Origin of the sequence: Streptomyces sp. NPDC060232, from assembly GCF_042726555.1 — a bacterium.
In the GTDB taxonomy this organism is placed as follows: Bacteria; Actinomycetota; Actinomycetes; order Streptomycetales; family Streptomycetaceae; genus Streptomyces.
Map to the genome: position 1 here is coordinate 1 of NZ_JBHXAG010000017.1, position 20,206 is coordinate 20,206.

Consider the following 20,206-nt stretch of genomic DNA (forward strand, 5'->3'; position numbering starts at 1 on the left):
TGGAGCAAGGAGCGGCGTTCGGTGCGTGCCCTCGGCGTGCGGGACGAATGTCCTCGTAGCGGAGCTACTAGGGCCTTTGGCTCGTGCGCCGAGGGTGCGTGCCGGGCGTCGCGACGCCGCGGGGCAACTCGATACAGACCCTAGGCGGCTGGTGCGGTGACCGCCCCTGTAGTCGGACGGCCCCATGGTCGGGGCGGGCGTCACGGCCCGCTCGGCCGTGGGGCTGTTTGAATGGGGCGTGTGATCGAGTACGTGTTGCTTGCAGGCGGGGTCGTCGGAGTCGGTTGGCTGGTGCGGCGCAAGCACCTGGCGCGGGCGGGGGCCGGGCCGGTGCCGGGGATCCCCGGGATGGCGCGGATGCCGGCCGGGCAGGGGCGGTGGCGGCCGGGTCGGGTGTACGCCGACGGGGGCGCGGCCCGCTGGGTTCCGGAGCGCGGGGAGGTCGTGGCGCTGCCCGGGGGGCGCGCCACCGGGCTGCGGGTTCCGTCGATGAAGGAGGGGATCTCCATCCATCCCGGGTCCCGGATCGTGACCTGCTCCTACGACGGCGGCGGGAGCATCGAGATCGCGGTGATGCCGCTGGACGTGCGCGAGCTGCTGGAGGCGGTGCCGCGGGCGGAGTGACCGGCCTCGCGGGGCGGGCCGCCTGCCGCCGCCCTCAGCTGTTGAGTTCCGCCAGGACGCGCAGGGTGTGCGGGTCCGGGGCCGTCACGAGGAGGTCCGTCACCGGGCCCTTGCGCCACAGCTCCAACCGCTCCGCGATCCGCTCGCGTGGTCCGACCAGCGAGATCTCGTCGGCGAAGGCGTCGGGGACGGCGAGTACCGCCTCCTCCTTGCGGCCCGCGAGGAAGAGCTGCTGGATGCGGCGGGCTTCGTCCTCGTAGCCCATCCGGGCCATCAGGTCGGCGTGGAAGTTGCGGGCCGCGTGGCCCATGCCGCCGATGTAGAAGCCGAGCATGGCCTTGACGGGGAGCAGCCCCTCGGCGACGTCGTCGCAGACCCTGGCGCGGGCCATCGGCGCGATCATGAAGCCGTCGGGGAGGTCCGCGAGCGAGGCCTGGTAGATGTCGGTGCGGGTCGGCGACCAGTACAGGGGCAGCCAGCCGTCCGCGATCCGCGTGGTCTGGGCGATGTTCTTGGGGCCTTCCGCGCCGAGGAGGAGCGGCAGGTCCGCGCGGAGCGGGTGGGTGATGGGCTTGAGGGGTTTGCCGGTCCCGCTGCCGTCCTGGCCCCGGTACGGGTGGCTGTGGAAGCGGCCGTCCAGGGCGACCGGGCCCTCGCGGCGCAGCACCTGGCGGATGACGTCGACGTACTCGCGGGTGGCGGTCAGCGGGCTCGCGGGGAACGGGCGCCCGTACCAGCCCTCGACCACCTGCGGGCCGGACAGGCCCAGGCCCAGCATCATCCGGCCGCCGGAGAGGTGGTCCAGGGTCAGGGCGTGCATGGCGGTCGCGGTCGGGGTCCGGGCGGCCATCTGCGCGATGGCGGTGCCCAGGCGTATCCGCGAGGTGTGCGCGGCGATCCAGGTCAGCGGGGTGAAGGCGTCGGATCCCCAGGCTTCGGCGGTCCACACGGAGGCGTAGCCGAGGTTCTCGGCCTCGGTGGCGAGGCCGAGGTGGGCGGGGGAGGGGCCGCGGCCCCAGTAGCCGAGTGCGAGTCCGAGGCGCATGAGCGGGTCCCTCCAGCGCGGCTGACGGTGCGTCAGGTGACTGTACGGGCAACGGCCCCCCGCCCGGAAGGGCGGGGGGCCGCGGCTCCGGGCTCCGCTACTTGCCGAAGTAGCCGGTGATGTCGGCGATGAGGTCGACGCTGCCTGCGTTGTTGTAGAAGCTGACCTTGCCGTCCACGACGGGGACGATGACCAGGTTGGGGATGGTCTGGCCGGCGGTGAAGTTGAGGTTCGAGGCGCTGGTGCGGGTCGTGCCGCTCGGGAAGACCGACACGTAGCTGGACGTGGTCGGGTTGGTCGCCGTCACGTTCAGGATCACCGCGGTGACGCCGGTGGCCGGCACCCCCTCGACGCCTGCGACGGTCAGGGTGACGACGCCGCCCTGGCCGACCGGCGCCTTGGCGGCGCCGAGCCCGGTACGGGTGTCCATCAGGCGCTTGGGGCCCAGGTTGGAGTGCTTGGCGCCCACGCTCGACGTGGTGAAGTAGCCGGTGATGTCGGCGATGAGGTCGACGCTGCCGGTGTTGTTGTAGAAGCTGACCTTCCCGTCCACCACGGGGACGATGACCAGGTTGGGGATGGTCTGGCCGGCGGTGAAGTTGAGGTTCGAGGCGCTGGTGCGGGTCGTGCCGCTCGGGAAGACCGACACGTAGCTGGACGTGGTCGGGTTGGTCGCCGTGACGTTGAGCACCACCGCGGTGAGGCCGTCCGACGCGGGGAGGCCGTCGACGGCCGAGAGGTCGAGGTCCAGGACCCCGCCCTGGCCGACCGGGGCGGTCGGCACGCCGCCCGTACCGTCCCGGGTGTCCAGGACCCGCTTCGGGCCGAGGTTCAGGTGGGTGGAGCCCTCGCCGCTCGCGAGGAAGTAGCCGGTGATGTCGGCGATCAGGTCGACGCTGCCCGCGCTGTTGTAGAACTGGACGATCCCGTCATGGACGGGGACGACGACCAGGTTCGCGATGGTCTGCCCGGGGGTGAAGTTGAGGTTCGAGGCGCTGGTGCGGACCGTGCCGTTCGGGTAGACCGACACGTGGCCGGCCTCCGTCGGGTTGGTCGCGGTCACGTTCAGCACCACGGAGGTCACCCCGTACGCCGGGACGCCCTGGACGCCCGCGACCTTCAGGGACACCACGCCGCCCGGTCCGACCTTGGCCCGCGGCACGCCCACGCCCTCGCGCGTGTCCATCAGTCGCTTGGGGAGGACCGGGACGTACTTGACGTCCGAGACGTCCGCCTCCACGGTGACCGGCAGGCTCGTGGACACCTTGCCGTTCTTCGCGGTCGCCCGGATCTGGATCCGGTGGCTGCCCAGGCCCAGCATGGTGGCGACGCTCGTGGCGTCACCCGCGACCGTCGCGACCGGGGCACCGTCCACCAGCAGCTCGAACGAGCTCACCAGCGGGGCGGCCGTGCTGGTGGAGAAGCCGACCACCAGCTGCCCCGGGGTCTTCGCGGTCCCACCCGGCGCGACGGGCGTGTCGTTCACGGAAACGATCTTCAGTCGGGCCGCGGGCCCCGACTTCCGGATCGTGTCCAGCTGCGGGTACAGCTGGTGGCCCGGGCACTCGGTGTTGAAGCCGTCCCGGTGGCCGGAGACCGTCCTGAACGGGTACGGCTGACCGGCGGTGAAGCTGGTGCCCGCGTAGTTCTTCTGCGTGGCACCCGCCGTCAGCGTCGTCGTGCCGTCCATGTCGACGTCGTACTGGCCCAGCTTGTACGCCGCCATCTTCGAGATGCCTTCGAGCGCGGCGGGCGAGGCCCCGGCGTTCGTGTAGTCGCCCAGGACCGCGACGCTCGTCGACTCCGAGTTGAAGCCGTAGGTGTGGGCGCCCATCACGGGCTGGTCCACACCGCCCTGACGGCCCTCGAAGAGGGTGCCGCACTTGTCGACGAGGAAGTTGTAGCCGAGGTCGCGCCAGCCGTTGGTCTTCACGTGGTAGACGTGCAGACCGCGGACGATGGCCGCGGAGTCGGTGCACTCGTACGGGGCGGTCGCCGCCGTGTGGTGGACGAACAGGGCCTTGATCTTCCCGCCGGCGAGGTAGATCGGGCCCTCGTCGTTCAGGGATTCGTCGGCGCCCCACTGGGCGCGAGATACGACGTCCGGCCGCGGCGCCGTCGACTCCGGGCCGGGCGCCACCGCGGCCGCCGCCGCCCGCGCGCCCGACGCCGGCGCTGACTTCCCCGCCGCGCCGCGGCCGGCCGTACCCGGGTCCACCAGGTCCAGCTCCAGGCCGGCGGGCAGTGCGGCCGAGCCGCCGCTCACCCGTACCTCGGCCCCGTCCGCGGCGCCGACCCACACGGGCTCCGTGGCACCGCGCGCGCCCGGCCGGTCGCCGTCGAGGCCCGCCTTGAGCGGCTCCAGCGTGACCCACTGCGTCCACGCCCCGGTCGCGGCGTTCCGGCTGCGGGCCTCGATCTTCCCCTGCACCTCGGCGGCGGCGTCCTTCCAGGACACGCCCATGAGGCCGAACCGCTCGGTGCCGTGCGCGGAGACGGACGCCTCCGTGGCGCTCTTCGGCTTCAGCGCGAGCCGGCGGACCGTGCCCTCGACCGGGCCGCTCGTCCCGGCGGAAGCGCCGGAAGCGCCGGACGTACCGGAAGCGCTGCTTCCCGCCCGGTCCGGGCCGGGTCCGGCGGCCACGGCCGCCCCCGGCAGGCACAGCGTCGCGACGACGCCGAGCGCGGCGGCAAGAGCCGTTCCGCGCATGCGACTTGCTATCACGTAGTTCCCCACCCGTTGTCAACTCATCGAATATGAGTACTGGTTGGGCCGATGCTACTGACACCTACCGACAGGGCGGCAAACGCACGTCGCCCCACCGGAGAACCGGTGGGGCGACGTGGTGGAGCCGTGAACGCGTCCGCGGATCAGCCGCGCTGGATGCCCGAGGTGTCGTTCAGGATGCCGCGACGGCCGTCCTGGGTCTGCGCGACGAGCGCGGTCCCGCCGCGCTGCTCGACCGCCAGGTACCAGGTGCCCGGTGCGAGTTCGGCGATCTGAGCGGACGAGCCGTCCTCCGCGAAGAGGGGACGGGCCACCGGCACCGCGAACCAGAACGGGCTGAAGTCCGCCGCCGGGGCGGGCGTCGGGGCCGCCTGGTGGCCGGCACCGGAGTCCTGCGGGCCGGGCGCCGGGGTCGGCGTGCCGCCGTACGGCGGGACCGGCTGCGGGGTGGAACCGTAGGGCTGCTGAGCGCCCGGGTAGCCGTAGCCGGCACCCGGCTGCGGCTGGCCGCCGTACGGCTGCGGTGCGGCGGGCCGCGCCTCCGGCACCAGCGAACCGGCGAGCGCCGGGACCTTCGCGCCGAAGACGGCCACACCGGCCAGGGCCAGGGTGGCGAGGAAGGCGATGACGGCGCCCGCGCCCAGGTCGAGCGTGCTCGGGCAGGTGATCAGCGCCCACAGCGCGGACCAGGCGGCCGAGACGGCGAGCACGGTGCCCCACGCCGCCAGCGGCATGCCGATGACCTTGCGGCTCTCCGGCTGGAAGCGGCCGGCGACGAGCAGACCCGCGGCGATGAACCCGAGCAGGAAGACACTGGGGAGCACCAGGCGGTAGGCGTCGGTGTCCCAGGCGCTCGGCAGATCTCCACCCGTGGTGGAGTAGAAATCGAGGAACGAGGCGATGAACAGCAGCGCCGCTGCTCCGATCACCACGCCGTCGCCTCGAGTGAGGGAGCGGATGTTCACGTCTTAGGTGTCCTTCTCGGTCTCGGTCGTCTCGTGGTGCCGCGGTCGCAGCGCAGATCGTGCCTGCAGCAGGGCGGGCGGCACCATGGTACGGAGGTATCCGCGGCTGAAAGGATCGGGGCGGGGTGGGAACCCCGGGAGAGTACCGGAACTCGGCCGTGTGCAAGCGGTCTTTGCAAGTCTAGGCCGTGCCGGCAGTGGATGACGGGCACATTGAACGGCGTGAAGGCAGATGCAGGGCGGAAGTACCGCGCCTACCCCACTGAGGATCAGGCCCGGGTCCTGACTCGGTGGGGGCATACGGCGCGCGCTCTGTGGAACGTGGCGCTTGAGCAGCGGGTATATCTGTGGGAACAGCGACGGTATACCTTGAGGTCGGCCGAGCAGTGCAAGCAGCTGACGACCGCCCGTGCCGATGTCGCCTGGATCGGTCAATTGCCCGCACAAGCCGGGCAGCAGGTCGTGCGCCAACTGGACCGCGCATACGAGAACTTCTGGGATCCCGCGCATCCGGCCCGTTTTCCGGCGCGGAAGAAGCGCGGGCGCCGTCTGTCCGTCTCGCTTCCCGGACAGGCGGTGGAGGTCCGAAAGCTGAACCGCACGTGGGCGGAGGTCCGTCTACCGAAGCTCGGATGGCTGCGGTTTCGGCTCTCCCGCGCTGTCGGGGGGACGATCCGCAACGCCACCGTGTCCCAGGACGGCTACGGCTGGCACGTCTCATTCGGAGTCCACACCGGCCGCAGGCCGGACGCGCCGAACGGAAAGCCTGCGTGCGGGGTGGACTTCGGTGTCACCGCGTCCGCGTTCGTCTCCACCGAGGTCGCACCTCGCCTGATGGCGCCGACGCTCACTGCCAACGAGCGGGAGCGCCTCAAGGCTCTGGAGCAGAGGAAGGCGCGCCAAGTCACTTACGCGAAGAAACACAACGGAGGGAAGTACGGGAACAGGCTGCGAAAGACGATCGCCCAGATCGCCGGGCTCACTGCCCGGGCAGCGAACCGCCGGCGGGACTTCACGCACAAACTCACCACGGATCTGGCCAAGAACCACGGCCTGATCGGTATCGAGGACCTGCGCGTGAAGAACATGACCGCATCCGCGAAGGGCAGCATCGACTCGCCCGGGCGAAACGTCCGGGCGAAGGCCTGCTTGAACCGGTCGGTGCTCGACAACATCCCTGGGGAGCGCCGGCGGCAGCTTGAGTACAAGGCCCGCATGTACGGCTCCGTTGTCGTACCCGTCGCGCCGTTCCACACGTCTCAGACCTGCGCCAGGTGTGGCCAGGTCGACTCGGAATCACGCAAGGGATGCGGTCGGCTGTTCGCCTGCACCCGGTGCGGGTACGAGGACGATGCCGACCACAATGCCTCGGTTGAAATCGAGGCCCGAGCCCGCCGCACGGGTGGCTCGGACATCAACAGCACGCGCAGCATCCCCAGGGTGCGAGTCCCGGCCACCGGTCGGAGGTGGACGCGTGAAGCCCCGAAGCCCGCACGTGCGAGCTGAAGGGAATCGCCCGCGCTCGTCGCGGCGAGGATCGTCACCCGCCGAGGAAGCCGACGATGCCGTCGGCGATGCCCTGGGCCGCTTTCTGGCGCCACTGCGGACTCGTCAGCTGCGCCGCGTCCTTGGCGTCACGCATGTTGCCGCATTCGATGAACACCTTGGGCCGAGTTGACAGGTTCAGCCCACCCAGATCGTCGCGGACCACCAAACCGGTGCCGCCTCCGAGATAGTTGGCGGGCGCCGAGCCGGTGGCGCGGGCGAAGTTCCCGGCGATCCGTTCGCCCAGCTCGCGCGAAGGTTCGACGATCTTCGCCGTGTCGGCGGCGCCGCTCTTGACCTTGGCCGGGAGGATGACGTGGAAGCCGCGGCTGCCGGCCGAGACGCCGTCGGCGTGGACGGACACGACGGCGTCGGCGTTCGCGTCGTTGCCGATGCGGGCACGCTCGGTGATGCAGGGGCCCCAGGCGCGGGCGCCCGTCTCGTGGGTGAGGACCACCTTCGCGCCCTGGGCCTCCAGGGCCGCCCGCAGGCGCTGCGAGACGTCCATCGTGAACTCGGCCTCCATGTAACCGGAATTCGTGGTGGTCCCGGTGGTGTCGCACTCCTTGCGGTTGGTGCCGATGTCGACCTGCTGGTCGATCTCGTCGGTGTGCTTGAAGTTGCCGGTGTTGTGCCCGGGGTCCACGACCACGGTCTTGCCGGTGAGCGGGCCCTTGGCGGGTGCCGGTACGGGGGCCGCCGCGGGCGCGCTCGCCTCCGTACTCGGGCTGCCGCTCGGGGTGGACCCGGGCTTCGCGTCCCGCTGACCCGGCGAGACGGTCGAGTGCGAGGCGGGCTGCGGGGCGGAGGGGGGCCGGTTCTCGTCCGCCCCGGCGCCGGACAGGGCCTGGGTCAGGACCCAGCCGGCGAGGCAGGCCGGGGCGAGCGCGGCGATCCCGACCACGAGCGTGGAGCGTCGGGTGAACCAGTGCCGGTCCGGATTCGCCGATGAGTCGGACTCGGGGGGCGGGGGGCTGTCGTCGTAGCGCACGTCCGCGATGCTAGACCGCTGCCCGCCCGCCCGACCGGGACTGAGCCATCCGGGGGCGTGGTGCGCTTATATGAGCGGCGGGTCGGCGTCAGATGCCCGGGCCGGTGCGGCGCAGGACGCGCAGGGAGTCGGTGACGGAGATCTCCTCGAAGGCCCCGGAGGCGAGGGCGCGCAGGTAGATCCGGTACGGGGCCTGGCCGCCGTCCGCCGGGTCCGGGAAAACGTCGTGGATGACGAGCGTGCCGCCCTCCGCGACGTGCGGGGCCCAGCCCTCGTAGTCGCCGGTGGCGTGCTCGTCGGTGTGGCCGCCGTCGATGAAGACGAAGCCGAGCTTGCCGCCCCAGGCCGCCGCGACCTGCGGGGAGCGGCCGACGATCGCGATCACGTGCTCCTCCAGCCCGGCCCTGTGGAGGGTCCGGCGGAAGGTGGGGAGGGTGTCCATCAGCCCGATCTCCGGGTCCACGACCGTCGGGTCGTGGTACTCCCAGCCCGGCTGCTGCTCCTCGCTGCCCCGGTGGTGGTCCACGGTGATCGCGGCCACGCCGGCCTCGCGGGCGGCGTCGGCCAGCAGGATCGTCGAGCGCCCGCAGTACGTGCCGACCTCCAGCAGCGGCAGCCCGAGCGCCCCCGCCGCGGCGGCCGCCTCGTACAGCGCGAGGCCCTCCCGTACGGGCATGAACCCCTTGGCCGTCTCGAAGGCGGCGAGGGTCTCCGGCTTGGGGCTGGCCATGTCGTTCCTCCTGCAGAGCTGCGTGTGGCGGCCCATGCTGCCCTACCGGCTGGTAGGACGCCATGGGCGGGGTCGCCGCAGGTGCGCGGCGCCGCGCGACGCCCGGGAACGTCGCGGCTACGCCAGTGGTCCGAGGTCGCCTTCGAGGACCGTCTGGATGATCTGGGGCCGGCCCCAGAGGCCCAGGATCTCGTTCGCGAGAGCCACGATCGGCAAGGGGTCCTGATCGCCGTGCACCTCGATGGCTGCGGCCGAAAGGCTGCGGGGTACGGCTCCGGCGTCCAGGAGGACCCGCCACTCCTCCGGGCCGAGTTCGAGGAACTCCAGCCCGGTGAGTTCGGCGATCTCCAACGGGTCGGCCAGCGTGCCGGGGTAGGCGGTCAGTGTGCGCAGGCGGGGCAGGCCGATGACGGGGGCGAGGCTGAGCGGTGCGTCGTCCCACACTCCGATGGACAGGACCTCCAGGCCGGGATGCGCGGCGGCCTCGACGCTGCTCAAGCTTGCGACATTGACCCGGGCGACCGCAGGCGGCCGCCGCTCCCCGGATCCGCCGGGTTCCGCACCGAACCGGCCCAGCACGAGGTCGGTGAGGGAGTCGGCGACCAACCCGGCGCCGACGCTCTCCTCGTGGGACAGCATGATGATCTGGCCCTTGTATCCACCGGGGCCGGGTGTCAGATCGACGGCGAGCCGGTCTCCGCCGCCGTTGTCGCCGAAGGCGATCCAGCCGGGAGAGCCGACGAGGCCCTGCACCATGGCGTCGGGCGAGGTGGCGACCGCCTCCATCGCCGCGAACTCCCAGCGGCAATACCGCGACGCTGCGTCGGCGACGTGCAAGCCGTCGAGATCGAACAGCTCGCAGCTGACCGCCGTGAACGCGGCCATCGCCGCTTCGTGGTCGCCACCCAGGTCCTCCCACCGTGCCCGTGTCACCCGGTAGAGGACCTTGAGCTCATCGGGCAGGGCGACGCCCAGGCGCGCCTCGGCCGCGGCGATCTCTTGCTCCGTCGCCCCGATGGCGTGCGGCAGGCGTTCACGCAGCGTCCGCTCCAGCAGCTCCAGGTCCGCCGAAGGAGCCGGCGCCGCCCCGGGGGCCGGTTCGGGGAGCCGCCGCCAGGGCTCGGGGAGAGAGCCGTCGACCAGGATGAGCGCCCCCGGGTGCGGGGTGCCGATGCCTGGCTCCACGGCCGGGCTGGGACCCAGCAGGCGCAGCGCGGTCTTCCCGGTCGGTTCTATGTCAGCGGTGAACGAGGCGTCGTCGACCCCGGCGTCCGCGAGCGCGCCCCGCACCCGCTCCACCGCCTCGAACTCCTCCTGCATGTCATCCACCTGTGCGGCACGGCCAGGGGGTGGCATCCGGCGGGTGAGAGCGAGGCTCCAGCCACTCCGGCCGATGCGTCCCGCGACGCGCACGGGCCTGGCAGTTCGCCCCCGCGCCTGTTCGGCCCGTAGGAGTCGCAGCACCGGTGCCCAGGTCGCGAAGTCGTTCACCGATGCGTCGGAGCGCCCTTGATCAGCCATGGGCAGACCGTACGCGGGGCCGCTGACATCGACGTCGTGCGGGGGGTTCCGGGCGAATCGGGTCACCGAGAGGTGGTCGGGTGGCTACGCTCGGCCACGGTACCGGCAACTGGCTTGGGGGTGACCGTTCATGGTCGGCGTGCGCGATCTCGATCCCAGCGCCTCACCGCTGGACTACTACGGCTCCGAACTGCGCCGCCTGAGAGAGGACGCGGGCCTCAACCAGGCGCAGCTCGGCAGCATCGTCTTCTGCACGGGCCCGCTGATCGGCCAGGTCGAGACCACGCGGAGGGTCCCGACGCGGGACTTCTCGGAACGGGTGGACGCGGCGCTCGGGACGGGCGGGGTGTTCTCACGGCTGGTCGGGCTGGTGCTCCGGCATCAGCTGCCGACGTGGTTCCAGCCGTATGCGGAGATGGAAGCACGCGCGGCTTACATCTCCACCTTCCAGGCGCAGTTGGTCTACGGCCTGTTGCAGACGGAGGAGTACGCGCGGGCCGTGCTGGGCGTGCGGAGCGAGGGGGACCTCGACGCCAAGGTGGCTGCTCGGATGGAGCGGCAGCGGATCCTCGACCGCGAGAACCCGCCACTGATGTGGGTCGTCCTGAGCGAGGCCGTGCTGCATCAGGAGACTGGCGGGCCAGTCGTCATGCGGAACCAACTGGCCCACTTGCTGGACCTGCGGGGGCGGGAGTGGGTCCGGGTACAGATCCTGCCGTTCGAGGCGGGTGCCCACGCCGGACAGATGGGTTCCTTCAACCTTCTGCGGTTCGACGACAACCCCGACATCGTCTACACCGAGGACTTCGTGCAGGGCCATATGACGGCCAATCCACAAGCTCTCAGGGAGGGTTCGCTCCGATACGATCATTTGCAGGCCGCCGCGCTCTCCCTGGAGGACTCGGCGGCGCTGATCGCCCGAGTAATGGAGGAGCGCTATGGACACCATCCAGAACCTGACGGGCACGCGGTGGCGTAAGTCCTCGTACAGCGCGGAAGGCAACTGCGTCGAGTGCGCCCCGCTCGGCGCACTGGCGTGGCGTAAGTCCTCGTACAGCGGCGACACCGGCGGCGACTGCGTCGAGGTGGCCGTTCAGCCCTCCCTCGTCGCCGTCCGGGACTCCAAGGTCCCCGAGGGGCCCGTCTTCACCGTCCGCCCCGCCGCGTTCGCCGCGTTCGTGAAGGCCGTCTCTGTATGATCCGCTCCCGACTCGGGGAGTAGGGGGCGGGGGACATGGAGCAGGTGGGGCCGGGGGGTCCGACGCAGGTGGGGCCGTTCGAGGTCGTCGGCGTGCTCGGGCAGGGCGGGATGGGGCGGGTGCTGCTGGCGGCCGGCCCGGACGGGCGGCTCGTCGCCGTCAAGCAGGTCCTCGCCCACTTCGCCGACGACGAGGGCTTCCGGGCCCGTTTCCGCCGTGAGGTCACCGCCTCGCGCAAGGTCTCGGCCGCCTACACGGCCGCCGTGATCGACGCCGACCCGGACGCCCCGACGCCCTGGCTGGCCTCCGTCTTCGTTCCCGGACCCTCCCTCGGGGCCGTGGTCAAGGCGGTCGGGGTGCTGCCCGAGGACGTCGTACGCCGCCTCGCCGCGGGCCTGACCTCGGCCCTGGCCGAGATCCACCGGGCCGGGCTCGTACACCGCGACCTCAAGCCGGACAACGTGCTGCTCGCCGAGGACGGCGTACGCGTCATCGACCTCGGCATCGCGCGGGCCACCGAGGGCGAGGCGGAGGGCGAGACCGGGCTGACGCGTACGGGCTGGGTCGTCGGATCGCCCGCGTACATGTCGCCCGAGCAGGCCGAGGGCCATGCGCTCACGCCCGCCAGCGATGTCTTCTCCCTCGGTTCGGTGCTGGTCATGGCGCTGACGGGCCGCAGTCCCTTCGCCGGGGCCTCCACGCTCAAGACGCTGTACGACGTGGCGCACGGCGAGCCGGACCTCGGCGGGGTCCCGGCGGGGCTGCGCGACCTCGTCGCGCGCTGCCTGGCCAAGGATCCGGAGGCCAGGCCGTCCCCGGCGGAGCTGCGCGCGCTGATCGGCCCGGTGCCCCCGGCGGGCCGTCAGTGGCCGTCCGCCGTGTACGGGATGCTCACCGAGCAACGGGCTTGGATCGACGGGCTGTTGGCCGGCCGTCCGGCGGATGGCGACCCGGAGCCGGAGTCGGCCCCTGAACCCGCTCACGTTCCGGAGGCCATGCCTGCTCCGGAGCCGGGGTCCGTCCCGGCTCCCGCGCCCGAGCCCGTGCCGGTCCTCCTGCCCGAGGCCGATCCGGTCGTGGTGCCGACGCGGGACACGCCGGCGCCCGCCCCGAAGGCGCCGCCGCTGCCGCCGGTGCCCCCGGGCGCCACCCGCCCTGACGGTCCGCGGCGCACCCGGCGACGCCGGGTCGCGGCGCTGGTGGCGGCCGGGGTCCTCATCGTGGCCGGTACCGGGACCGCGCTGTACGTCCGGGGCCGCATGAACGCCCCCATCGCCTATACCGCCCTCCCCGACTGCCGGGAGGCGCGCGAAAAGCTGTCCCTGGACCTGCGGCCGTCGACCGCGGACAGCTGGTCCGGGACGGACGACGGCGTGCAGAGGACCTGCAACGGGGGCGGCGGTACCGCCGCGTCGCCGACCGCGGTGGTGCGGTGGGACATGAGCCTCGGCGGGGACACGGACGCCAACGTGGCCGCGCGGAAGCGGCACTTCCAGTCGGACGCGGCCGGTCGGCGCGCGGCGTCCCGCCTCGGGTTCGGCACGGAGGCCTACTGGGAGTCCGTCGGCCCCGACTGGACCTGCGTCCTTGCCGTACGTGAGGGCAACCTCTCGGTCCGGGTGGGCCTCAAGGCGACGCCGTACACCAAAGGTGCCTGCGAGACGAAGGCGAAGGAAGCCGCCCGCGCCGCACTGAAGGCCGCCCCGCGAAGCTGACACGCCCCGCCCGGTCACCCTCAGCGGGCAGTGGTGAGCGCGGCGGAGGTGATCTCCGCGGTCGAATCGACCCTGCATCTTCGCCGAGCCCCGTGCCGCCGCCGTTCGTGTCGAGCGCAGAGCAGATGTCAGTGCGGCGCAGGGTTCTGTTGGTCGGTGCGCCGGGCCGCTGCCGTCGGTGCCGGGTCATACGCCTCCCGGCTTGCCGCGGCCGGTCGGGAGCATGCCGGAGTGTGACTGCGTGGGTCGGTTGGCGGACGGCGCCAGCTGACCCACTCACGGGCCAGACGAACGATCGGGTAGCGGCACCGTGTGCCGGGGGCGTCACATGGTGGTGGAGCAGAGGAGGATCCGGCCGTCGCGGGTCCCGATGAGCAGGCGGCCCGCCGGGGTGACGGTGAGTGCCGTCGGTATCAAAGACACGTTTCCCAGGGTGAGACGGTGTCGCCAGAGCACGGTGCCGGTATCGAGGCCGAGAGCGACGATCTCGCCGTCGTCGTAGGCGATGAAGGCGGTGGTCGCGTCGGCGTCCAGCGCGGTGGCGGAGTAGTCGGTGCGAAAGACCCACTGTGGTGTCCCGTCCGATGCCGCGCGACGTACGACGAACGAGTCACCGGGCTGGCGTCTCTGCCTGAAGACCGTGCCCGCGTGGATCAGGCTCCCGTCGGCGGCCTCCACGCCGGGCCCGCCGAAGTGCCTTTCACCGGGGACCCAGGAGCAGGGGAACAGGCACCGTACGTCCGCTTCCTCCGGCTCGGCCGGTCGGCCCGACCCTCGTCCGGGCTCCAGCTCGGCGGTGGCCACCCACGGAACGCCAGGGTTTGAACGCCGGGTGCCTTCCTCCTTCACGTAGGACAGGAACCATGTGCGGCCGGCGTGCCGGATATGGATGGGGTGGCTGCCGGCGACGGGCACACCCTTGATCCAGTACCCGGAGGGGGCGAGGGTCGCAGTGCCGTCCGCCGCACTCGACAGGGATACGTGGCCCGACGGCGTGACCTGGTCCACTTGCGCGCCGTCCGCCAGCGACAGCCGAACCACGGACTGCGGGCGTCGGTGGTGTCTTTCGGGGCGTACGAGGGAGACCCAGGCTGAGGTCTCGTCCCAGGCCACGGCGATCTCGCGGCCCCCTTCTTCGTCCGGGACGGACCATTGCCGTTCCCCCGACGGAAGCCAGCACTCCAATTGCACTCCGCCGAGCGTGGCGAGGATCCGGCCGTCCGAGAGCTCCTCCGCTGCCCGAACGGTGAGACGCGGGTCCCAGTCCGGGCCGAGCCCGGTCACCAGCCGGTACGCGGCCGCCCTGCCATCGGGACGGGGTGCTGGGACCCGGGGGCCGGCCAGATCGTGGGGTGTGATGGATCTGGGCGGCACCATGGTCCAGTCGGGCCGGATGACCACGGCGGTGTGACCGTGCGTGTGCGCTTCCTGGTCCTTCCAGTCATCGGGCGGGGCCATGAGCACGCGAAGTCGCTGTTCGTCGAGCCACTCCAGCCCCAGGACCTGGCGCCCGCCATGATGCTCGAATGCCGAGACGGACGCGCCTGTCTTCAGGTTGAGCAGGAGCAGGTCACCGTCAAAGAAGTACCCGCCGTCGTAGGAACCGGTTCCGACGGCGAGCAGCGGCAGGGTGGGGTGGAAAGCCATCGTCTGGACCGCGCAGCGAGAGCGGATCAGCGCGCGGCAGGACAGGGTGGCCGTGTCGTAGACACCGACCGTCGGGTGATCGGAGAAGTCGTGCGTACCCGCAAGAGCGACCAGACTCCGCCGTCCGTCAGCCACGGCAAGGGTCGGACAGCCGATCTCGGCGAAGGAGCGGTCGCCCAGAATCCGGTCGACAGAGAGCGAGAAGGTCATGGAGGCGATCATCTCAAGGCCCTGCAGGAGGGGGGATGCAGGACAACGGCTGTCTGGTCCCGCTGAACCTTGCGAAGGCGCCGTGACGTGACCTGCGGTTCGCAAGGTAGCGCGGGACGGAGACGCCGGGTTTCGTCCAGGTACACCTTGCGAAATCGGCGGCTTTGCCGACCACGCCCGCCACCCCGCGCCGCGCCTGACTGTCCCGTCTCATTGATCATGGCATGAAGGCGTGCTGTGACCTGGGTTCTGACAGGTCGGGTGGGATTCGTCTCGTGGGTGACGTGCTGGGAGGGCGGAGCGATGCTGGGGCGGTGTCGACAGTCTCATCGATCACGGTGGAAACCGGTGTGCTGAGCTGGGGTTCGTCAGCTTGACTGAGACGCTGAAGAGACGATTCTCGCTGCGCATGGCATTTTCCGGGGACTGGGCCAGCGTGATCGTCCCGGTGCCTGACGGGTTCCCGGCGTGGAATGCTGGGCCGATGAGGTTGATCGGTAGCGACGGGCATGGTGTCGAGCTGGGCGTTGTGGGCTATCAGTTCCCTGATGCGGTTGACCCGCGCCAGCGGCAGAGCTGGTTGATCGTCGAAGGGTCCGCCCATTGTCCGCAGGGGGCGTGGTCGTTCCGTTGGCAGGCATTGACCGCAGACGACGCCGTCGAGTTGGCGCGATGGCTCGGTCGGGCAGCGGCCCGCCCCTTCGGCTCCGAACACGACGACAGCGGTCGGCTGGATTTCACCGAGCCCAACTTGGCTTTCGCCTTCACCTGGACCGACCCGGGTCTGGTCGAACTGCGCGTCAGCCTGGACTTGGAGTTCTCGCCCCCCTGGCGACGCCAAGCCCGCTCGGGTGAGCCGTTCGTGGTCACGTCCCGGCTGACGGCCGAGGAAGTGTTGGCGGCGGCAACAGAGTGGGCGGCCGAGATCACGCCTTATCCGCCTGCGGGTGACGCCAACCTGCGGTGAGCCCGGGCGGCAGGTCCTGGGCTGCGATAGCCAGACGCTGGGCGGCTTCGGCCCGCAGGCCGTGATGTCCGCGCCAGTATGGTGAGGCGAACAGGCTGGTCAGGGCAGTGGTCTCGGGGTAGGTGGCGAGCTCGATGATAGGGACAGGCTGCCGAACATGGCCGCCGTCCTGCGCTGCACCTGACCAGCGACTCGCAGGGCAGTTCCGGACCTCGCAACGCCGCTCGCAACCTAAGTCCGGACTTCGCAACCTGCACTGAGACAGGACATACGGCGCTGCTCCGGCGGGCCGGGAAGAACACGCGCGTCTGACCTTCCGTCAGATTGAAACGTGTTCTAGTCTGCCGCGCATGGGCATCGGAATCACGCAGGAGCAGCGGGAGTTGGCCGAGGCGGTGCGCGGCTGGGTGGCGCGGGTCTCGCCTCCCGAAGAGGTGCGCAAGCTGCTCGACTCCCCGCCGCGGACCGGGGTACGGCCCGGCTACTGGGACGCGCTGACCGCCTCGGGGCTCCTGGAGCCGCACCTGGAGGGCGGGACCCTGCTCGATCTGGCCGTCGTCGTCGAGGAGGCGGCCCGGGGGGCGCTGCCCGGCGCGTACCTGCCGAGCGTGCTGGCCTCCGTACTGCTGGACCGGGCCGGGGCCGAGCCGCTCTCCGGCCGGGTCGGGGCGGTCGCGCTGGGGCCGGGGACCCTGACCGCCGTGGCCACCGAGGGTGGCGGGTACCTGCTCGACGGGCTCGCGCCGCCCGTGCTCGGCGCAGGCGAGGCCGATCTCGTGCTGCTCGCCGCGGAGGCCGCGCACGGGACCCGCTGGTTCGCCGTGGACGCCGCCGCGCTGGACATCCGTACCCACGAGAGCGCCGACCCGACCCGCCCCACCGCCGAGGTGCGGGCCCGCGGCGCGGTCGTCCCCGCGGGCCGGCTGCTGGAGCTGGACGCCGCCCTCGTCCGCGACCTCACCTGCGTGCTCTTCGCCGCCGACGCCTGCGGCACCGCCGCCTGGGCCCTGCACACGGCAGCCGAATACGCCAAGGTGCGCGAGCAGTTCGGCCGGCCCATCGGGCGGTTCCAGGGCGTCAAGCACCTGTGCGCCGACATGCTCGTACGGCTGGAGCAGGCCCGCGCGCTGGCCTGGGACGCAGCCGGGGCCATGGACGAGCCCGCCGACGTGCGCTCGCTGGTGGCGGCCCTCGCCGCGGGGACCGCCCTGGACGCCGCGTACTCCTGCGCCAAGGACTGCATCCAGATCCTCGGGGGGATCGGCTTCACCTGGGAGCACGACGCCCACATCCACCTGCGGCGGGCGATCGTCGCCCGCCAACTGCTCGGAGCCGGCGACGGGCACCGCCTACGGGCCGTACGGTGCGCGGCGGGCGGGGCGCGGCGCGGGTTGCGCCTGGAGCTGCCGGCGCGGGCCGAGGGGTACCGCGCGAAGGCCCGGGCCGCCATCGAGGACGCGCGCGGGCTCGACCCGGCCGCCGCCCGGCGGATCCTGGCCCCCACCGGCTACGCCGCCCCCTACCTGCCGCCGCCCTACGGGCTCGGCGCCGGGCCCGTCGAGCAGCTCGTCGTCCAGCAGGAACTCGCGGCCGCCGGGGTCAAGGTCTCCGACCTCGGCATCGCCACCTGGATCGTGCCCTCCCTGCTGGCCTACGGGACGCAGGCGCAGCGCGATGCCTACGCACTGCCCACCCTGCGCGGGGAGATCACCTGGTGCCAGCTCTTCTCCGAGCCGGGCGCCGGCTCGGACCTGGCCTCGCTGCGGACCCGGGCCGAGCGGCGGGAGGACGGCTCCTGGCTGGTCAACGGGCAGAAGGTGTGGACGAGTTCCGCCCACAGCGCCGACTTCGGGATCCTGCTCGCCCGTACCGATCCGGACGCGCCCAAGCACAAGGGGCTCGGCTACTTCGTCGTCGACATGAAGAACACCCCCGGCATCGACGTCCGGCCGCTGAAGGAGATCACCGGCGAGGCCCTCTTCAACGAGGTGTACCTCGACGACGTGGAGCTCCCGGCGGACGCGCTGGTCGGCGCGGCCGACGGCGGCTGGAAGGTCGCCCGCAACACCCTCGGCAACGAACGGGTGCACATGGCCGACCAGATGACCTTCGACACCGGGCTGGAGGCGCTGCTCGCGCGCGCCGCCGATCTCGACGGCGCCCACCGGGCCCGGATCGGCGCGCTGGCCGCCGAGGCGCACGCCCTGGCCTGCATCGGGCTGCGCACCACGCTCCAGCAGGTGTCGGGGCTGGAGCCGGGCGCGGGTGCGTCCGTACGCAAACTCGTCCAGACTCCGCACCAGCAGCGGACCGCCGAGCTGGTGCTCGAACTGCTGGGGCCGGCGGGCGCGGTGCGGGAGGGGGCGGGGGAGCGGGCCGTGCACGGGATGCTCATGTCCCGCTGCCTGACCATCGCCGGGGGCACCACGCAGGTCCAGCTCAACGTCGTCGCCGAGCGGATTCTCGGCCTCCCGAGGGACTGAAGGGACACCAGGGGCATGAAGTCGTACATCGTGGGCGTCGGCATGACGAAGTTCGAGAAGCCCGAGTCGCGGGACTGGCAGTACTGGGACATGGCGAAGGAGGCCGGGTCCGCGGCGCTCGCGGACGCGGGTGTCGACTACGGGCTGGTGCAGCAGGTGCCGGTGGGCTACTGCTTCCAGGCCTCCACCGCCGGCCAGCGCGCGGTGTACGGGCTGGGGCTGAGCGGGGTGCCGGTCTACAACGTCAACAACAACTGCGCGACGGGGTCGACGGCGCTGATGATGGCGCGGCAGTTCGTGGAGGGCGGCCTCGCCGACTGCGTGCTGGCGCTGGGCTTCGAGAAGATGAAGCGCGGCGCGCTGGGCGGGGGTGCTGCCGATGGCGGGGCCCGCGGCGGAGCCGCTGATGCATCCTTCGCGACCTCGCCGGTGGCCCGGCACTACGGGATCATGGCGGCGGGGCACGGCTTCCAGATGTCCCCGCCCACGGCGCAGATCTTCGGCAACGCGGCGCGGGAGCACATGGAGCGCCATGGGACCACACCCGCGCAGCTGGCGGCGGTCGGCGCGAAGAACCACCGGCACTCGGCGAACAACCCGAACGCGCAGTTCCAGGGCGTGTACTCGGTGGAGGAGATCCTGGCGGCGAAGGAGATCCACGCGCCGCTGACGAAGCTCCAGTGCTCGCCGACCTCGGACGGCGCGGCGGCGGCGCTGGTGGTGTCCGAGCGGTTCCTGGTGGCGCACGGGCTGCACGACAAGGCGGTGGAGATCGTCGGGCAGGCGATGACGACGGACACGGAGGAGTCGTTCGCGTCGGGCTCCTGCATCGACGTGGTCGGCAAGCCGATGAGCGCGGCGGCGGCCCGGCAGGTGTACGAGGCGTCCGGGCTCGGCATCGAGGACGTGGACGTGGTGGAGCTGCACGACTGCTTCTCGATCAACGAGCTGCTGACCTACGAGGCGCTGGGCATGTGCGAGGACGGCGCCGCGGGCAAGCTGGTGGAGAGCGGGGCCACGACGTACGGGGGCCGGTGGGTGGTCAACCCCTCGGGCGGCCTCATCTCCAAGGGCCACCCGCTCGGCGCGACGGGGCTGGCGCAGGCGGCGGAGCTGGTGTGGCAGTTGCGGGGCGAGGCGGGGGCGCGGCAGGTCGCGGGGGCCCGGGTGGGCCTGGCCCACAACATCGGCCTGGGCGGCGCGGCGGTGGTGACGATGCTGCGCCGGGGGTAGGCCTCCGAGGGCCGCGCGTTCGGCTCACGGCGGCGGAGAGCTGGGCTCCGCCCCCGTGAGCGAGACGCGCGGGGCCGGGTCAGAGCTTTTGGATGTCCTTGTGCACGACGTCGGAGCCAGGGTGGTCGGCGGCCAGGCGCACCTTGAGGGGGTGCCCGGCCGGCGCCTTGATGATCATGTCCGGGTACTCGCCCAGGCCGGTGCCGTGGCAGGAGGGCTCGGTGGTCAGATTGGACCAGCCGTCCGCGCCGTGCGGATCGTTCCACGCCACCCAGGCACAGTCGAGCTCGCCGCCGGTGATGGACACCGAGATGATCCTGACGGAGTTCACCGCGCCGTCGACGCGCTCGTAGATCACCGTTCCGGTGTTGTGGTGACGGCCCTTGCCGGCCTCCAGGTCGGCCTGGAGGACCGGGCCGGCCAGGGTGTCGGCGGCGGCCGGAGCCGCGGCTGAGGCAAGGGTCGCGGCCACGAGCGCGGCGGCGGCGGGCAGGGCGGACAAGCGCATGATCGACCTCTCCACGAACCGGGTTGAGGGGCCTCATCATGGTCCAGTACGCGGGCGGGCGCTGCGCCGGAATCCGTCAATCGGTGGCCCGGAAC

Annotated in this window: 16 protein-coding genes; 8 read left to right on the forward strand and 8 right to left on the reverse strand. The window is 71.9% G+C overall.

Annotation, left to right across the window (positions count from 1 at the left end; translation table 11 throughout):
* The first annotated feature begins 240 nt into the window (after positions 1-240).
* Positions 241-624 carry a hypothetical protein gene (locus ACFWFZ_RS23385; RefSeq protein WP_387124744.1) on the forward strand — a complete coding sequence of 128 codons (384 nt, stop codon included), beginning with the start codon at positions 241-243 and terminating at the stop codon, positions 622-624.
* A 34-nt stretch (positions 625-658) separates the two neighbouring features.
* Here ACFWFZ_RS23385 and ACFWFZ_RS23390 read toward each other — a convergent pair whose 3' ends face one another.
* From ACFWFZ_RS23390 to ACFWFZ_RS23400, 3 genes are all read right to left on the reverse strand, one after another.
* Positions 659-1,669 (reverse strand): LLM class F420-dependent oxidoreductase, encoded by a 1,011-nt coding sequence (locus tag ACFWFZ_RS23390; protein WP_387124745.1) that lies wholly within the window; start codon positions 1,667-1,669, stop codon positions 659-661.
* A 97-nt stretch (positions 1,670-1,766) separates the two neighbouring features.
* On the reverse strand, positions 1,767-4,379 hold the full coding sequence (locus ACFWFZ_RS23395) for a peptidoglycan recognition protein (protein WP_387124746.1): 2,613 nt from the start codon (positions 4,377-4,379) through the stop codon (positions 1,767-1,769).
* A gap of 161 nt (positions 4,380-4,540) precedes the next feature.
* Positions 4,541-5,362: a hypothetical protein gene (locus ACFWFZ_RS23400; RefSeq protein WP_387124747.1), complete on the reverse strand. Its 822-nt coding sequence runs from the start codon at positions 5,360-5,362 to the stop codon at positions 4,541-4,543.
* A gap of 201 nt (positions 5,363-5,563) precedes the next feature.
* Here ACFWFZ_RS23400 and ACFWFZ_RS23405 point away from each other — a divergent pair, with 201 nt between their 5' ends.
* Positions 5,564-6,868 (forward strand): RNA-guided endonuclease InsQ/TnpB family protein, encoded by a 1,305-nt coding sequence (locus ACFWFZ_RS23405; protein ID WP_387124748.1) that lies wholly within the window; start codon positions 5,564-5,566, stop codon positions 6,866-6,868.
* Positions 6,869-6,902: 34 nt separating this feature from the next.
* Here the strand turns inward: ACFWFZ_RS23405 and ACFWFZ_RS23410 are convergent, their stop codons facing one another.
* From ACFWFZ_RS23410 to ACFWFZ_RS23420, 3 genes are all read right to left on the reverse strand, one after another.
* Complete coding sequence (locus tag ACFWFZ_RS23410; protein WP_387124749.1) at positions 6,903-7,898, reverse strand: N-acetylmuramoyl-L-alanine amidase; 996 nt, start codon at positions 7,896-7,898, stop codon at positions 6,903-6,905.
* 88 nt (positions 7,899-7,986) lie between these two features.
* Complete coding sequence (locus tag ACFWFZ_RS23415; protein WP_386182911.1) at positions 7,987-8,628, reverse strand: class I SAM-dependent methyltransferase; 642 nt, start codon at positions 8,626-8,628, stop codon at positions 7,987-7,989.
* 117 nt (positions 8,629-8,745) lie between these two features.
* Complete coding sequence (locus tag ACFWFZ_RS23420) at positions 8,746-10,149, reverse strand: SMI1/KNR4 family protein (protein WP_387124750.1); 1,404 nt, start codon at positions 10,147-10,149, stop codon at positions 8,746-8,748.
* A 130-nt stretch (positions 10,150-10,279) separates the two neighbouring features.
* Between ACFWFZ_RS23420 and ACFWFZ_RS23425 the strand changes: the two genes are divergently transcribed.
* From ACFWFZ_RS23425 to ACFWFZ_RS23435, 3 genes are read left to right on the forward strand one after another with little or no spacing between them, the layout of a single operon-like run.
* The gene (locus ACFWFZ_RS23425; protein WP_387124751.1) at positions 10,280-11,128 is read left to right on the forward strand and encodes a helix-turn-helix domain-containing protein; all 849 of its coding nucleotides are present in this window, start codon (positions 10,280-10,282) and stop codon (positions 11,126-11,128) included.
* Positions 11,088-11,348: a DUF397 domain-containing protein gene (locus ACFWFZ_RS23430; protein ID WP_387124752.1), complete on the forward strand. Its 261-nt coding sequence runs from the start codon at positions 11,088-11,090 to the stop codon at positions 11,346-11,348. Before ACFWFZ_RS23425 ends, ACFWFZ_RS23430 begins: the two co-directional genes overlap by 41 nt.
* A gap of 35 nt (positions 11,349-11,383) precedes the next feature.
* Positions 11,384-13,063 carry a protein kinase gene (locus ACFWFZ_RS23435; RefSeq protein ID WP_387124753.1) on the forward strand — a complete coding sequence of 560 codons (1,680 nt, stop codon included), beginning with the start codon at positions 11,384-11,386 and terminating at the stop codon, positions 13,061-13,063.
* 324 nt (positions 13,064-13,387) lie between these two features.
* Here ACFWFZ_RS23435 and ACFWFZ_RS23440 read toward each other — a convergent pair whose 3' ends face one another.
* Entirely contained in the window at positions 13,388-14,920 is a 1,533-nt protein-coding gene (locus ACFWFZ_RS23440) for a hypothetical protein (RefSeq protein ID WP_387124754.1), read from the reverse strand.
* A gap of 373 nt (positions 14,921-15,293) precedes the next feature.
* Here ACFWFZ_RS23440 and ACFWFZ_RS23445 point away from each other — a divergent pair, with 373 nt between their 5' ends.
* The 3 genes from ACFWFZ_RS23445 (at position 15,294) to ACFWFZ_RS23455 (ending at position 19,603) form a co-directional block, all read left to right on the forward strand.
* Positions 15,294-15,887 carry a hypothetical protein gene (locus ACFWFZ_RS23445; protein WP_387124755.1) on the forward strand — a complete coding sequence of 198 codons (594 nt, stop codon included), beginning with the start codon at positions 15,294-15,296 and terminating at the stop codon, positions 15,885-15,887.
* Positions 15,888-16,237: 350 nt separating this feature from the next.
* Positions 16,238-18,370: an acyl-CoA dehydrogenase gene (locus tag ACFWFZ_RS23450; RefSeq protein WP_387124756.1), complete on the forward strand. Its 2,133-nt coding sequence runs from the start codon at positions 16,238-16,240 to the stop codon at positions 18,368-18,370.
* Between the two features lie 15 nt (positions 18,371-18,385).
* On the forward strand, positions 18,386-19,603 hold the full coding sequence (locus tag ACFWFZ_RS23455) for a lipid-transfer protein (protein WP_387124757.1): 1,218 nt from the start codon (positions 18,386-18,388) through the stop codon (positions 19,601-19,603).
* Between the two features lie 79 nt (positions 19,604-19,682).
* Here the strand turns inward: ACFWFZ_RS23455 and ACFWFZ_RS23460 are convergent, their stop codons facing one another.
* The gene (locus ACFWFZ_RS23460) at positions 19,683-20,111 is read right to left on the reverse strand and encodes a hypothetical protein (RefSeq protein WP_387124758.1); all 429 of its coding nucleotides are present in this window, start codon (positions 20,109-20,111) and stop codon (positions 19,683-19,685) included.
* Positions 20,112-20,206: the final 95 nt, after the last annotated feature.